Source organism: Symbiopectobacterium purcellii, assembly GCF_019797845.1.
GTDB classification, from domain to species: domain Bacteria; phylum Pseudomonadota; class Gammaproteobacteria; order Enterobacterales; family Enterobacteriaceae; genus Symbiopectobacterium; species Symbiopectobacterium purcellii.
The window spans coordinates 203,105-217,894 of record NZ_CP081864.1; the positions used below are offsets into that span (position 1 = coordinate 203,105).

Below are 14,790 nucleotides of genomic sequence, written 5' to 3' on the forward strand. Positions count from 1 at the left end.
AGCTATCGATTGTGGTAATGCGGCATCCGCAATGTGATTTGGATGCTAACTACATGTCTTATAAAAAATTATCGCTGCTGGCGGCGCTCTCTGCCACGGCTTTTTCTGGCTGGGCACAGCAAACTGACAACAACACCATGGTGGTTACCGCTAACCGTTTTCAACAGCCGGTGAATACGGTGCTGGCGCCTATTGATGTCGTGACTCGAGAAGATATCGATCGTTGGCAGCCTAAAAGCCTAAATGATGTGATGCGTCGTTTGCCGGGGGTGGATATTGGGCAGAACGGTGGCCGTGGGCAAATGAGTTCTCTCTTCATTAGAGGTACGAACTCCAACCATGTATTGGTATTGGTGGATGGTGTGCGCTTGGCGTCCACAAGCGTGACCGGTAGCATCGATTTCAGCCAGATTCCGGTTTCTTTGGTCCAACGTATCGAGTTTATCCGTGGCCCGCGCTCTGCAGTGTATGGTTCTGAGGCCATTGGCGGTGTTATCAACATTATTACGCAAAAAGAAAGTGATGGTGGAAAACTGCAGGCTGGTGTGGGTTCAAAACGTACTCAGACTTATGACGGGAGTGTTCGCCAACATCTGGGGGAAAATACAGCGGTAACATTGGCGGGTGCTTTTGACGAAACCCAGGGATACAACGTATATCCTTCTTCAACAGTACCTGCTGATGCAGATAATGACGGTTTTCGCAGCAAATCGCTTTGGGGCAGCGTTGAGCATCGCTTCAATGATGATTTGGCGGGATTTTTCCGCTCTTATGGTTACAACAACACAACTGATTACGATCGGATTTATTCTGATAGCGATAGTGATGTACGCCAACTCTATTCCAAAAGTTTTGATTCGGGCTTACGTTTTCAGCATGAAAGATGGAGTTCTCAGTTAGTAGGGAGCTATCAGACTTATAAGGACTATAACTTTAATAGTACAAATGGTAACTACTCTACAGGTTATTCACTTGCAGAGATTACCCAGCGCAGCGTGCTGTGGGGTAATGCCATCCAGGTTGGTTCAGGAACGATCAGTGGTGGCGCAGACTGGCGTCGAGAAGAGAAAAAACCGGGCACGGGCAGTGAAACGTATTCACGCGAAAATACTGGATTGTATTTGTCAGCACAGCAGCGTTATTTTGACCAGTTGACGTTGGAGGGGGCTGTTCGTACCGATGATAGTACGCAATATGATCGCCATAATACTTGGCAGACATCGGCTGGCTGGGAGTTCGTCCCTGATTATCGCGTTACCTTATCCTATGGCACTGCATTTCTGGCACCTAGCTTTGGTCAGCTTTATGGCGGATGGTGGGCTAATAGCAATCTGAAACCTGAAGAGTCTAGTCAATGGGAAGCTGGCCTTGAGGGAACTACGGGACCACTTTTCTGGCGTTTGGCTGCATACCGCAATGAAATTAAAAATCTGATTGATTCTGATGAGAATTTTAAGTACTTCAATACCGATAAAGCTACCATTAAGGGTATCGAGTGGACGGGAACTGTCAGCACGGGTATTTTCAGCCACAGCGTTGTTTTGGAGTATCTTGATCCCCGCAAAGATGCCAATAACGAAGTGCTAGCAAGACGCGCGAAACAGAAAGCCAAGTATCAGTTGGATTGGACCATGTATGATTTCGATGTCAATATCGCTTATCAATACAACGGTAAGCGTTTTGACAACGCAACCAGTTCTTACAACCCAGAGCAGCGCCGTTTGCCAAGCTATAGCACGGTAGACCTCGCAGTATCATATCCTGTCACCTCTCATCTTACTGTTCGTGGTAGAATCGCCAACCTGTTTGATAAAGAGTACGAGACAGCATATGGCTATCAAACGGCAGGAAGAGAGTACTATCTCAACGGAAGCTACACCTTCTAACCTGCCCGCCCGCCCCACGGTTTTGGTGTTTGACTCCGGCGTGGGGGGGTTATCTGTGTATAACGAGATTCGGCAGTTGCTGCCGGATCTTCATTATATCTACGCCTTCGATAATGAAGCGTTCCCCTACGGTGAGAAGCCGCAAGACTTTATCGTTGAGCGTGTGGTTCACATCGTTTCTGCGGTACAACAGCGCCACCAACTGGCCGCCGTGGTTATTGCCTGTAACACCGCAAGCACCATTTCACTGCCCGCATTGCGCGAGCGTTTTACCTTCCCGGTCGTCGGCGTAGTGCCAGCGGTGAAGCCTGCCGCCAAGCTGACACGCAATGGTATCGTCGGCGTTCTGGCGACGCGCGCCACGGTGCAACGCGCCTACACGCATGAACTGATTGCCCGTTTTGCCACGGACTGCCAGATATTGCTGCTGGGGTCGGCGGAGTTAGTTGAACTGGCGGAGGCTAAGTTGCAAGGGGATAACGTATCGTTATTGGCGTTGCAGCAAATTTTGCACCCGTGGCTGAAATTGCCTGAGCCTCCGGATACTGTGGTGCTTGGCTGTACGCACTTCCCGCTTTTGGCTGAAGAGTTACAGTTGGTGTTACCCAACGGCACGCGACTGGTGGATTCCGGGGCGGCAATTGCCAGAAGAACCGCATGGCATCTCGCTAACCTGGAGCAGCCACCGGTGCTGAGCACGGAAAAGAATCTGGCTTATTGCATGACGATCACGCCTAAAGTAGCGACCCTGTGGCCCGTTTTACAGCGTTTCGGCTTTGAATCGTTGGAAAAACTGCCGCTTTAATGGCTTTTTGGCTGAATAGTAGACACTCAGAAATAAAATTGAAATTAGCCCTTGTCAGGGCGCGAGAAGTGTCTATACTGCGCCTCCACTGACACGGCAACAGCGATACGCGGTTGTGGTAACAGTAAGAAGTAAAACAGGAAAGCCGAACGCGAAATTGAAAAATTAACGTTGACTTTTCAGCGGTGCAGCGTAATATACGCCTCCCGCGCCACGGTTGATGTGGCAACGCTCTTTAACAATTAATCAGACAATCTGTGTGGGCACTCACAGGACTTTATCGTAAAGCCTACGGGCTTAAAAAATAAAAGTCTTGAAGAGTGAACAACAGTTAATTCATTACGAACTAACAGTAATAATTCTTTGAGCATCGCTTCTCTTGCAGAAGCAAATCAAACTTTAAATTGAAGAGTTTGATCATGGCTCAGATTGAACGCTGGCGGCAGGCCTAACACATGCAAGTCGAGCGGTAGCACAGGAGAGCTTGCTCTTTGGGTGACGAGCGGCGGACGGGTGAGTAATGTCTGGGAAACTGCCTGATGGAGGGGGATAACTACTGGAAACGGTAGCTAATACCGCATAACGTCGCAAGACCAAAGCGGGGGACCTTCGGGCCTCGCGCCATCAGATGTGCCCAGATGGGATTAGCTAGTAGGTGGGGTAATGGCTCACCTAGGCGACGATCCCTAGCTGGTCTGAGAGGATGACCAGCCACACTGGAACTGAGACACGGTCCAGACTCCTACGGGAGGCAGCAGTGGGGAATATTGCACAATGGGCGCAAGCCTGATGCAGCCATGCCGCGTGTGTGAAGAAGGCCTTCGGGTTGTAAAGCACTTTCAGCGAGGAGGAAGGCAGTAAGGTTAATAACCTTGCTTATTGACGTTACTCGCAGAAGAAGCACCGGCTAACTCCGTGCCAGCAGCCGCGGTAATACGGAGGGTGCAAGCGTTAATCGGAATGACTGGGCGTAAAGCGCACGCAGGCGGTTTGTTAAGTTGGATGTGAAATCCCCGGGCTTAACCTGGGAACTGCATTCAAAACTGGCAAGCTAGAGTCTCGTAGAGGGGGGTAGAATTCCAGGTGTAGCGGTGAAATGCGTAGAGATCTGGAGGAATACCGGTGGCGAAGGCGGCCCCCTGGACGAAGACTGACGCTCAGGTGCGAAAGCGTGGGGAGCAAACAGGATTAGATACCCTGGTAGTCCACGCTGTAAACGATGTCGATTTGGAGGTTGTGCCCTTGAGGCGTGGCTTCCGGAGCTAACGCGTTAAATCGACCGCCTGGGGAGTACGGCCGCAAGGTTAAAACTCAAATGAATTGACGGGGGCCCGCACAAGCGGTGGAGCATGTGGTTTAATTCGATGCAACGCGAAGAACCTTACCTACTCTTGACATCCAGAGAATTTAGCAGAGATGCTTTAGTGCCTTCGGGAACTCTGAGACAGGTGCTGCATGGCTGTCGTCAGCTCGTGTTGTGAAATGTTGGGTTAAGTCCCGCAACGAGCGCAACCCTTATCCTTTGTTGCCAGCGGTTCGGCCGGGAACTCAAAGGAGACTGCCAGTGATAAACTGGAGGAAGGTGGGGATGACGTCAAGTCATCATGGCCCTTACGAGTAGGGCTACACACGTGCTACAATGGCGTATACAAAGAGAAGCGACCTCGCGAGAGCAAGCGGACCTCATAAAGTACGTCGTAGTCCGGATTGGAGTCTGCAACTCGACTCCATGAAGTCGGAATCGCTAGTAATCGTAGATCAGAATGCTACGGTGAATACGTTCCCGGGCCTTGTACACACCGCCCGTCACACCATGGGAGTGGGTTGCAAAAGAAGTAGGTAGCTTAACCTTCGGGAGGGCGCTTACCACTTTGTGATTCATGACTGGGGTGAAGTCGTAACAAGGTAACCGTAGGGGAACCTGCGGTTGGATCACCTCCTTACCTAATGATACTGATTCTGTGAAGTGTTCACACAGATTGTCTGATGAAAATGCTGAGCAAAAAGCACCTGTTGATGAATGAGTCTCTGACTCATGCTGATACGAACCGATTAGAGCTGTTGTGTTAATCGGGTTTTCGTGTCCCCATCGTCTAGAGGCCTAGGACACTGCCCTTTCACGGCTGTAACAGGGGTTCGAATCCCCTTGGGGACGCCATACCGATAATGAGTGAAAGACATTATCACCGGTTCTGCGGAACCGACAATAACGTAAAGATGACTTACGAGTCGTGTTTACGATATTTGCTCTTTAACAATCTGGAACAAGCTGAAAATTGAAACGAGCAATAGTGGCTCACTACTACTATTGTGATTCTCTCAAGCTTTCACACCTGAAACATTTTCGGGTTGTGAGGTTAAGTGAATAAGCGTACACGGTGGATGCCTAGGCAGTCAGAGGCGATGAAGGGCGTGCTAATCTGCGAAAAGCGTCGGTAAGCTGATATGAAGCGTTACAACCGACGATACCCGAATGGGGAAACCCAGTGCAATTCGTTGCACTATCATGTCATGAATACATAGTGGCATGAGGCGAACCGGGGGAACTGAAACATCTCAGTACCCCGAGGAAAAGAAATCAACCGAGATTCCCCCAGTAGCGGCGAGCGAACGGGGAAAAGCCCAGAGTCTGAATCAGCTTGTGTGTCAGTGGAAGCGTCTGGAAAGTCGCACAGTAAAGGGTGATAGTCCCGTACACGAAGATGCACAGGTTGTGAGCTCGATGAGTAGGGCGGGACACGTGACATCCTGTCTGAATATGGGGGGACCATCCTCCAAGGCTAAATACTCCTGACTGACCGATAGTGAACCAGTACCGTGAGGGAAAGGCGAAAAGAACCCCGGCGAGGGGAGTGAAATAGAACCTGAAACCGTGTACGTACAAGCAGTGGGAGCACTCTTTATGGGTGTGACTGCGTACCTTTTGTATAATGGGTCAGCGACTTATATTCTGTAGCAAGGTTAACCGTATAGGGGAGCCGCAGGGAAACCGAGTCTTAACTGGGCGTTAAGTTGCAGGGTATAGACCCGAAACCCGGTGATCTAGCCATGGGCAGGTTGAAGGTTGGGTAACACTAACTGGAGGACCGAACCGACTAATGTTGAAAAATTAGCGGATGACTTGTGGCTGGGGGTGAAAGGCCAATCAAACCGGGAGATAGCTGGTTCTCCCCGAAAGCTATTTAGGTAGCGCCTCGTGAATTCATCTTCGGGGGTAGAGCACTGTTTCGGCTAGGGGGTCATCCCGACTTACCAACCCGATGCAAACTACGAATACCGAAGAATGTTATCACGGGAGACACACGGCGGGTGCTAACGTTCGTCGTGAAGAGGGAAACAACCCAGACCGCCAGCTAAGGTCCCAAAGTCATGGTTAAGTGGGAAACGATGTGGGAAGGCATAGACAGCCAGGATGTTGGCTTAGAAGCAGCCATCATTTAAAGAAAGCGTAATAGCTCACTGGTCGAGTCGGCCTGCGCGGAAGATGTAACGGGGCTAAACCATGCACCGAAGCTGCGGCAGCGACACTTAGGCGTTGTTGGGTAGGGGAGCGTTCTGTAAGCCGTTGAAGGTGAACTGTGAGGTTTGCTGGAGGTATCAGAAGTGCGAATGCTGACATAAGTAACGATAAAGCGGGTGAAAAGCCCGCTCGCCGGAAGACCAAGGGTTCCTGTCCAACGTTAATCGGGGCAGGGTGAGTCGACCCCTAAGGCGAGGCCGAAAGGCGTAGTCGATGGGAAACAGGTTAATATTCCTGTACTTGGTGTTACTGCGAAGGGGGGACGGAGAAGGCTATGTCATCCGGGCGACGGTTGTCCCGGTTTAAGCGTGTAGGTGGGTGACTTTGATAAATCCGGGTCACTGTTAACACTGAGGCGTGATGACGAGGTACTACGGTACTGAAGTGACAGATGCCCAGCTTCCAGGAAAAGCCTCTAAGCATCAGGTAACATTGAATCGTACCCCAAACCGACACAGGTGGTCAGGTAGAGAATACCAAGGCGCTTGAGAGAACTCGGGTGAAGGAACTAGGCAAAATGGTGCCGTAACTTCGGGAGAAGGCACGCTGTGCGAGGTGTAGGGATTTACTCCTGAAGCTTTGCGCAGTCGCAGATACCAGCTGGCTGCAACTGTTTAATAAAAACACAGCACTGTGCAAACACGAAAGTGGACGTATACGGTGTGACGCCTGCCCGGTGCTGGAAGGTTAATTGATGGGGTTATCCGCAAGGAGAAGCTCTTGATCGAAGCCCCAGTAAACGGCGGCCGTAACTATAACGGTCCTAAGGTAGCGAAATTCCTTGTCGGGTAAGTTCCGACCTGCACGAATGGCGTAATGATGGCCAGGCTGTCTCCACCCGAGACTCAGTGAAATTGAACTCGCTGTGAAGATGCAGTGTACCCGCGGCAAGACGGAAAGACCCCGTGAACCTTTACTATAGCTTGACACTGAACCTTGAGCCTTGATGTGTAGGATAGGTGGGAGGCTTTGAAGTGTGGACGCCAGTCTGCATGGAGCCAACCTTGAAATACCACCCTTTAATGTTTGATGTTCTAACCTGGGCCCATGATCTGGGCTGGGGACAGTGTCTGGTGGGTAGTTTGACTGGGGCGGTCTCCTCCCAAAGAGTAACGGAGGAGCACGAAGGTTAGCTAATCCTGGTCGGACATCAGGAGGTTAGTGCAAAGGCATAAGCTAGCTTGACTGCGAGAGTGACGGCTCGAGCAGGTACGAAAGTAGGTCTTAGTGATCCGGTGGTTCTGAATGGAAGGGCCATCGCTCAACGGATAAAAGGTACTCCGGGGATAACAGGCTGATACCGCCCAAGAGTTCATATCGACGGCGGTGTTTGGCACCTCGATGTCGGCTCATCACATCCTGGGGCTGAAGTAGGTCCCAAGGGTATGGCTGTTCGCCATTTAAAGTGGTACGCGAGCTGGGTTTAGAACGTCGTGAGACAGTTCGGTCCCTATCTGCCGTGGGCGTTGGAGAATTGAGGGGGGTTGCTCCTAGTACGAGAGGACCGGAGTGAACGCACCACTGGTGTTCGGGTTGTCATGCCAATGGCATTGCCCGGTAGCTACGTGCGGAAGAGATAAGTGCTGAAAGCATCTAAGCACGAAACTTGCCCCGAGATGAGTTCTCCCTTGTCCCTAGAGGACGCTAAAAGGCCGTTGAAGACGACGACGTAGATAGGCTGGGTGTGTAAGTGCAGCGATGCATTGAGCTAACCAGTACTAATGACCTGTGAGGCTTAACCTTACAACGCCGAAGATGTTTTGGTGGTTGTGAGTGGTGATGAAGAGAATCGTTACTCGTAATTCAGCTTGTTGACAGATTGGTCTTGCTGGCTCGAAAGGACGGGTGAGATGAAACAGAATATGCCTGGCGGCGATAGCGCGGTGGTCCCACCTGACCCCATGCCGAACTCAGAAGTGAAACGCCGTAGCGCCGATGGTAGTGTGGGGCTTCCCCATGTGAGAGTAGGGAACTGCCAGGTTTTTATATCGATTATCAGACGGTGTCTGGTAATGAAAAAGTATCGGTGGAGCGGTAGTTCAGTCGGTTAGAATACCTGCCTGTCACGCAGGGGGGCGCGGGTTCGAGTCCCGTCCGTTCCGCCACCCTATTTAGGGGCGTAGTTCAATTGGTAGAGCACCGGTCTCCAAAACCGGGTGTTGGGAGTTCGAGTCTCTCCGCCCCTGCCAGATAGACAAAAAACCTTCCGTCGAAAGACGGAGGGTTTTTTTGTTTGGTTTACATCTATCTTCATGCGTTGGAAAGGAATTCCAGTGATGAATGCTGCTTATCGGTTTTGCGTCCGGACTCGACAGAGGCTCTGTGCTGGCCTGTTTTTTGCCCTGTGTCTTACGATATCCTCGGCTGTCGCCAATTATGATTCCGTGTATTTCACCCATAAAGAATGGGATCTGGTGTGTGATAACACGCTGACTTGTCGTGCGTCGGGCTATTCTCCCGACAGTGTGACCTTTGGCGTTAGCGTTTTATTAACGCGTAAAGCTGGCGCTGGCACGCCGGTGGATAATTGGGTCATGCTGAGCGATGGGTTGGGTGACGATGAAGTGCTGGCGACACGTGGCGCGCCGCAATTGATCATTGATGGTCGTATACTGGGTGTGTTGCAGCAGGCCACGGATAGAACCAAGAGCCGTTGGCGTATGAATGCCACGCAGTATGCTGCTTTTCTTCGAGCGCTGCGTCGTGATAAGCCGATTGTGTTTAAAGATAAGCTGGCCGAGTATCCCCTTTCCAACGCCGGTTCCAGCGCTGTTCTTTTACACATGGACAGAGTGCAAGGGCGTGTTGGTACGCGTGGTGCGATCTATAGAAAGGGGGCGAAGGGGGAATCAGGCGTTAAAGCCCCGATTGCTGCCCCGGTGATTTTCAAAGCGCCCGTCACAGACCAAGCGGCACGTGACATGACCGCACAGGAACTAGCCCGGTTCAAACCAGCGCTGATGAAAACCTTGGTAGGGGCAGATGTTTTCGACTGCACCGACGATCAACTTAACAGTGACCATTTGCCCTGGCAGATTGCTCGCTTGAATAAAGCACAGTCCCTGGTTATCGCGCCTTGCTGGATGGCTGCCTATAACGGGGGTTCCAAATTCTGGTTGGTGGATAACCTGATGAAGCGCCCTGCGCAGCTGATTGACGTATGTATGATGGCCAACGACTACCAGGATGGTGCCATTGGATGGATTATGCGAGGGCGTAGCGTGGGGGATTGCTGGTCCATCAAATCGTGGCAATGGAATGGCAAAGCCTTTGTGTACAGTGCCAAAAGCTGGACCGGGCGCTGTCGTTACATCCGCAGTGGAGGCGCATGGGATCTCCCGATGCGGGTATCAACCTTTAAATAGCGTGTATTCGGTAAACGGCCCACGCCTGACGCGGGCCGTCATACTTCTTAATACCTCTTAGTGCAGGATCTGCGACAGGAAGGTACGTGTACGTTCTGAACGCGGATTGCTGAAGAATGCTTCCGGCGCAGCCTGTTCCACAATTTCTCCCTGATCCATAAAGATCACCCGGTCTGCCACGGTTTTGGCGAAGCCCATTTCATGCGTTACACACAACATGGTCATGCCGTCTTGCGCCAACCCGAGCATGGTATCCAGCACTTCCTTTACCATTTCCGGATCGAGCGCTGAAGTGGGCTCATCGAACAACATGATTTTCGGTTTCATGCACAGAGAGCGGGCAATCGCCACGCGCTGCTGCTGTCCACCGGAAAGCTGGCCTGGGAACTTATGGGCATGTGCGGCAATGCGTACACGCTCCAGATAATGCATCGCCAGTTCTTCCGCTTCTTTCTTCGGCATATGGCGTACCCAGCTAGGGGCCAGCGTGCAGTTTTGCAGTACAGTCAGGTGTGGGAACAGGTTAAAGTGTTGAAATACCATTCCTACTTCGGCGCGGATCTTCTCGATATTGCGCAGATCTCCGTCCAATTCGGTTCCATCAACCATGATCTTGCCTTGCTGATGTTCTTCCAGGTGGTTGATACAGCGAATGGTGGTCGATTTTCCAGAGCCCGACGGCCCGCACAGCACAATGCGCTCCCCCTGCTTCACGTGCAGGTTGATGTTTTTCAGAACGTGGAATTGGCCATACCACTTGTTCACATTGTCCAGTGTGATCATATAGTTATCAGATTTTAATGCATTCTGGTTCATAAGAGCCTCAATGTGACTTGTGTCCGGTGTTAAAACGTTTTTCCAGATGCTGGCTGTAGCGCGACATGCTGAAACAGAAGATCCAATAGATCATGGCGGCAAAAACATAGCCTTCGGTCGACATCCCCAGCCAGGTAGGGTCAACGGTCGCCTGCTGGATACTGCTGAACAGATCGAACAGGCCGATGATGATGACCAGACTGGTGTCCTTGAACAGCGCGATGATGGTATTCACCAGACCTGGAATGACCAGCTTCAGCGCCTGAGGCAGGATAACCAGCCCTAATGCAGCGGACGCCTCATACTGCCCTTTCGGTAATGCCTGAAGCCCGCCTCTGACCACTTCTGCCACATAGGCTGACTGGAACAGGATGACGCCGACCAGTGCGCGCAGCAGTTTATCGATGCTTGTGCCCTCGGTGAGAAACAGCGGTAGCATGACCGAGGACATAAACAGCACGGTGATCAGCGGCACGCCGCGCCAGAATTCAATAAACACCACGCACAGGATACGCACCACGGGCAGGGTTGAACGTCGTCCCTGCGCCAGCAGAATTCCCAACGGTAATGCGCCTGCGATACCAATTGCCGCGATGATCAGGGTAAGTGTCAGCCCACCCCACTGGCGCGTTTCTACGCGCGTCAGCCCGCCGAATCCACCATACAGCAGCCACCAGGCCAGTAGCGGGTAGCACACCGCCCAGATAGCGATATAGCGCCCACGGCGCGGCATACGACGCCAGAACATCGGCAGGATACTGAGTAGACCTAACACCAGCGCAAAGTTGATGCGCCAGATCTCCTCCGCTGGGTACAGTCCGTACATGAAGTGGCCGAAGCGTGCCTGAATAAACACCCAGCAAGCACCGTCGCGGGTGCAGTCAGCGCGAGTTTCACCGACCCAGTTCGCCTGAAGCAGCGTCCAATTGAGTAGCGGGGGCAGAATGTTCCACAGCAGCCAGAAGCAGAACAGCGTAAGCAGACCGTTCGGGACGCTGGAAAACAGGTTCTTTTTGGCCCAGTGCCACAATGCAAACAGTGGCGCCTGACGGTGTGGTTGTGGTTGTGACAATGTCGTCATAGCGGCCTCTAGCGTTCCACGAGCGCGATTTTGCGGTTATACAGGTTCATCAGCAGGGAGATGATCAGGCTGATAATCAGGTATACCGACATGGTAATAGCAATGGTTTCAATCGCTTGACCGGTCTGGTTGAGCACGGTACCGGCAAACAGGGAAACCATATCCGGATAACCAATCGCGGCAGCGAGCGACGAGTTCTTCACGATATTCAGGTACTGGCTGGTCAACGGCGGAATGATAACGCGCAACGCCTGCGGCAAAATCACCTTACGCAGCGTGATCGGGTTGGGTAACCCCAGGGAACGAGCGGCCTCATGTTGCCCGTAGGAGACAGATTGAATGCCGGAACGGATGATCTCTGCGATAAACGCGGAGGTGTAGACTGACAGTGCCAGCGTCAACGCCGCCAGTTCAGGGATCAGTACCATGCCACCCTGGAAGTTAAACCCTTTTAACTGCGGGATATCCCAGTGCAGGGCAGGGCCAGACAGCGCGTGGCTCACGCCAAGGAGTACCACCAACAGTGCCAGAACGATAGGCCAGGTGCGGTGATATTGTCCGGTAAGCGCGTGAATCTGTTTATTGCGCCGATACAGAATAATGCCGACCACCAACGGAATGAGCAACGCGAAGAGCGCGCCCAGCGCGCCGGGGCCCCATTCTCCGGCGGGAAGGTACAAACCGCGGTTACTCAGGAAGGCAATATCAAGCGTGTTAAGTGCCTGGCGCGGACCGGGAAGATTGCGCAGTACGGCAAAATACCAGAAAAAGATCTGCAAAATCGGTGGGATATTACGAAACGTTTCGATATAAACCGTGGACAGTTTGCGTAACAACCAGTTATCCGAAAGCCGCGCCAGCCCGAGCATAAAGCCCAGCACCGAAGCGAAAACAATACAGAGCGCTGAAACCAACAGCGTGTTGAGCAGCCCTACCAGAAACACGCGGGCATAGGTATCATCCTGCTGGTAGTCGATAAGGTGTTGGACAATACCGAAGCCTGCTCTGTTATTCAGAAACGCGAAGCCGGAGGTAATACCACGCTGGGCCAGGTTGGTTACGGTGTTGTGCAACAGATAACCCGCCACGGCAATCACAATGACGATGACGAGAAGTTGATACAGCCAGGCGCGCACCGCTGGATTTGATAGTGAAAAATCACGTTTCACGGTTGGGCGTTGTTGCATGCGAGTGCCTCAATAGCAGGAACACGGAAAAAGCGGGAATACTGAGGTGCCGCACACTGGCGCGGCACCCGCTTTCTGTTAGCGATTAACGCACTGCTGGTGCGTACTGGATACCGCCTTTGTTCCACAGCTCATTCAGGCCACGTTTGATTTTCAGTTCGCTGTCCATACCGACATTGCGTTCGAAAATTTCACCGTAGTTACCAACTTGCTTGATGATTTTGAACGCCCAATCGGCAGGCAGTTTCAGATCTTTGCCGTAGTTGCCTTCGTGACCCAGCAGGTGAGACATGTCAGGCGTGGTCGGCTTGGCGGCCAGCGCGTCAACGTTCTTCGAGGTCACACCCATTTCTTCCGCATTCAACATGGCGAACAGGGTCCAACGTACGATCGAGAACCACTCTTCATCACCGCGACGTACTACCGGTCCCAACGGTTCCTTGGAGATAACTTCCGGTAATACGATAAATTCAGCCGGTTTGCTCAGCTTGATACGCAGTGCGTACAGTTGAGACTGGTCTGATGCCAGGGTATCGCAGCGGCCCGATTCCAGCGCCTTGGCACTTTCGTCAGAGCGGTCGAAAGTCACTGGGGTGTATTTCATGTTGTGGGTTTTGAAGTAATCCGCCACGTTCAGTTCGGTATCGGTACCGGCCTGAATACAAACGGTCGCACCATCCAACTCTTTCGCGCTGGTCAGGCCCGCCTTGTTGTGGGTCAGGAAGCCGATGCCATCGTAGTACGTCACGCCAGTAAACAGCATGCCCATCCCGGCATCACGGGAGGAGGTCCAGGTGGTGTTACGCGACAGAATATCAACTTCACCTGATTGCAGTGCGGTGAAACGCTCTTTGGCGGTCAGCGGGGTGTATTTCACTTTGCTGGCATCGCCAAACACGGCGGCAGCCACGCCGCGGCACACGTCTACGTCAATACCGGAGTATTTCCCGCTGGCATCTGCATAGGAGAAGCCTGGCAAGCCGTCACTGATACCACACTGAACAAATCCTTTTTTCTGAATGGCATCCAATGTTGCACCCGCATGGGCTTGATTGATGGCGGCGAAGAGGGATGCGCCGGCAACCAGCGTGGAAAGTAGCATTCTTTTCATAATGATCCTATGTAGCTCAGTCGTTGTGTGTTGCTGTGCGGTAGCAGCCATCCGGCTGCACCATTCCTGTCTGTCGGCACCGTTGTTATGTCAGACGGTAGCGTGCCGTGACAGGGTTAAGCAAAACCGATGCCAATAATTTATTTTGATGATAAATAACAAGAAAATAGAAAAATTGCCGCGTCGCGATAAGGTTTATTCGGTTGAGGTGCACTTAAATGGCACTTTGCTGCAAAAGATGCGCTATTTGGGTGCAAAGTGCCCACTTTCGGGTGAACGAACGGCGCGCGGAAAAGCCACCTGCCCCAAGACGAGGCAGGAAGGCGAAATCAGTGGGGAATGTGGCGTTGGTAGTAGGTTTCGAGCCGGGTTTGCAGCTTGCTCAGTACCGTACTGAACAGCAAATAGATCAGCGCTGCTTCCACATACAGGATCAAGGGTTCGTAGGTGACAGAAACGATACGCTGGGCGGCCAGAAACATCTCCGGCACTGTGATGACGGCGGCGAGCGAGGTGTCTTTGATCAGCGAAATAAAGGTATTGGAGAGGGGCGGGATAGAGACAAAAATCGACTGTGGAATAATCACCCAGCGCAGCGTTTGACGCCGATTCATGCCTAGCGACGCCGCGGCATTCCACTGGCCTTTCGCCACGGAAAGGATTGCCCCGCGCACGATCTCAGAACTGTAAGCACCCACATTGAGCGTAAAGCCAATCAGCGCCGCCGGAAAGGCATCCAGCGTGATGCCTGCATTAGGCAGCCCATAGAAAATTAAAAACAGCTGCACCAGCAACGGCGTGCCGCGAATCACCCACACGTAAAAATCCGCCACCCATTTCAGCGGCTTGGGGCCATAGAGACGGATCAACGCCACCAGAATGCCCAATGCTAACCCGAGCACAAAAGAGAGGATGGAGAGTGGAACGGTAAACTGTAGTCCAGCAGAAAGCAGACTCCAGAAGGAGTCTGCCATAAGTTGTAGCCATGGTGGCATCAATAGTGACCTCGAACGCGACGA

General features: G+C 52.3%; 8 protein-coding genes, 3 tRNA genes and 3 rRNA genes. 9 read left to right on the top strand and 5 right to left on the bottom strand.

Annotated elements, in window-relative coordinates; genetic code table 11:
* Positions 1 to 53: 53 nt before the first annotated feature.
* The 9 genes from btuB (at position 54) to K6K13_RS00955 (ending at position 9,576) form a co-directional block, all read left to right on the top strand.
* On the top strand, positions 54 to 1,886 hold the full coding sequence (gene btuB, locus K6K13_RS00915; protein ID WP_222159157.1) for a TonB-dependent vitamin B12 receptor BtuB: 1,833 nt from the start codon (positions 54 to 56) through the stop codon (positions 1,884 to 1,886).
* Positions 1,831 to 2,691, top strand: a complete 861-nt coding sequence (gene murI, locus K6K13_RS00920) for a glutamate racemase (RefSeq protein ID WP_222159158.1) — start codon at positions 1,831 to 1,833, stop codon at positions 2,689 to 2,691. Before btuB ends, murI begins: the two co-directional genes overlap by 56 nt.
* Positions 2,692 to 3,092: 401 nt before the next feature.
* A 16S ribosomal RNA gene (locus K6K13_RS00925) occupies positions 3,093 to 4,634 on the top strand.
* Positions 4,635 to 4,773: 139 nt separating this feature from the next.
* Positions 4,774 to 4,849, top strand: a tRNA-Glu gene (locus K6K13_RS00930).
* Positions 4,850 to 5,046: 197 nt separating this feature from the next.
* Positions 5,047 to 7,954: ribosomal RNA gene (locus tag K6K13_RS00935) — 23S ribosomal RNA — on the top strand.
* A 122-nt stretch (positions 7,955 to 8,076) separates the two neighbouring features.
* Positions 8,077 to 8,192 (top strand): 5S ribosomal RNA (gene rrf, locus K6K13_RS00940).
* The 16S, 23S and 5S rRNA genes sit together here with 3 tRNA genes alongside, the layout of an rRNA operon.
* 47 nt (positions 8,193 to 8,239) lie before the next feature.
* Positions 8,240 to 8,316: transfer RNA gene (locus K6K13_RS00945), tRNA-Asp, on the top strand.
* A gap of 8 nt (positions 8,317 to 8,324) precedes the next feature.
* Positions 8,325 to 8,400, top strand: a tRNA-Trp gene (locus K6K13_RS00950).
* A 195-nt stretch (positions 8,401 to 8,595) separates the two neighbouring features.
* Positions 8,596 to 9,576: a DUF1176 domain-containing protein gene (locus tag K6K13_RS00955; RefSeq protein ID WP_222159159.1), complete on the top strand. Its 981-nt coding sequence runs from the start codon at positions 8,596 to 8,598 to the stop codon at positions 9,574 to 9,576.
* A gap of 57 nt (positions 9,577 to 9,633) precedes the next feature.
* Here the strand turns inward: K6K13_RS00955 and K6K13_RS00960 are convergent, their stop codons facing one another.
* The 5 genes from K6K13_RS00960 to K6K13_RS00980 all read right to left on the bottom strand — a co-directional run bounded on the left by K6K13_RS00960 (position 9,634) and on the right by K6K13_RS00980 (position 14,766).
* Positions 9,634 to 10,392, bottom strand: a complete 759-nt coding sequence (locus K6K13_RS00960; protein ID WP_222159160.1) for an amino acid ABC transporter ATP-binding protein — start codon at positions 10,390 to 10,392, stop codon at positions 9,634 to 9,636.
* 7 nt (positions 10,393 to 10,399) lie between these two features.
* Positions 10,400 to 11,473, bottom strand: coding sequence for an amino acid ABC transporter permease (locus K6K13_RS00965; protein WP_222159161.1), 1,074 nt, complete (start codon positions 11,471 to 11,473; stop codon positions 10,400 to 10,402).
* A gap of 8 nt (positions 11,474 to 11,481) precedes the next feature.
* Positions 11,482 to 12,660, bottom strand: a complete 1,179-nt coding sequence (locus K6K13_RS00970) for an amino acid ABC transporter permease (protein WP_222159162.1) — start codon at positions 12,658 to 12,660, stop codon at positions 11,482 to 11,484.
* 85 nt (positions 12,661 to 12,745) lie between these two features.
* Positions 12,746 to 13,771: an amino acid ABC transporter substrate-binding protein gene (locus K6K13_RS00975; RefSeq protein ID WP_222159163.1), complete on the bottom strand. Its 1,026-nt coding sequence runs from the start codon at positions 13,769 to 13,771 to the stop codon at positions 12,746 to 12,748.
* Positions 13,772 to 14,100: 329 nt separating this feature from the next.
* Positions 14,101 to 14,766, bottom strand: a complete 666-nt coding sequence (locus K6K13_RS00980) for an amino acid ABC transporter permease (RefSeq protein WP_222159164.1) — start codon at positions 14,764 to 14,766, stop codon at positions 14,101 to 14,103.
* Positions 14,767 to 14,790 lie beyond the last annotated feature (24 nt).

Bases quoted from the DNA above. Each gene is read 5' to 3' on its own strand.
- btuB (WP_222159157.1), top strand. From the start codon at position 54: ATGTCTTATAAAAAATTATCGCTGCTGGCGGCGCTCTCTGCCACGGCT.
- murI (WP_222159158.1), top strand. From the start codon at position 1,831: ATGGCTATCAAACGGCAGGAAGAGAGTACTATCTCAACGGAAGCTACA.
- K6K13_RS00960 (WP_222159160.1), bottom strand. From the start codon at position 10,392: ATGAACCAGAATGCATTAAAATCTGATAACTATATGATCACACTGGAC.
- K6K13_RS00965 (WP_222159161.1), bottom strand. From the start codon at position 11,473: ATGACGACATTGTCACAACCACAACCACACCGTCAGGCGCCACTGTTT.
- K6K13_RS00970 (WP_222159162.1), bottom strand. From the start codon at position 12,660: ATGCAACAACGCCCAACCGTGAAACGTGATTTTTCACTATCAAATCCA.
- K6K13_RS00975 (WP_222159163.1), bottom strand. From the start codon at position 13,771: ATGAAAAGAATGCTACTTTCCACGCTGGTTGCCGGCGCATCCCTCTTC.
- K6K13_RS00980 (WP_222159164.1), bottom strand. From the start codon at position 14,766: ATGCCACCATGGCTACAACTTATGGCAGACTCCTTCTGGAGTCTGCTT.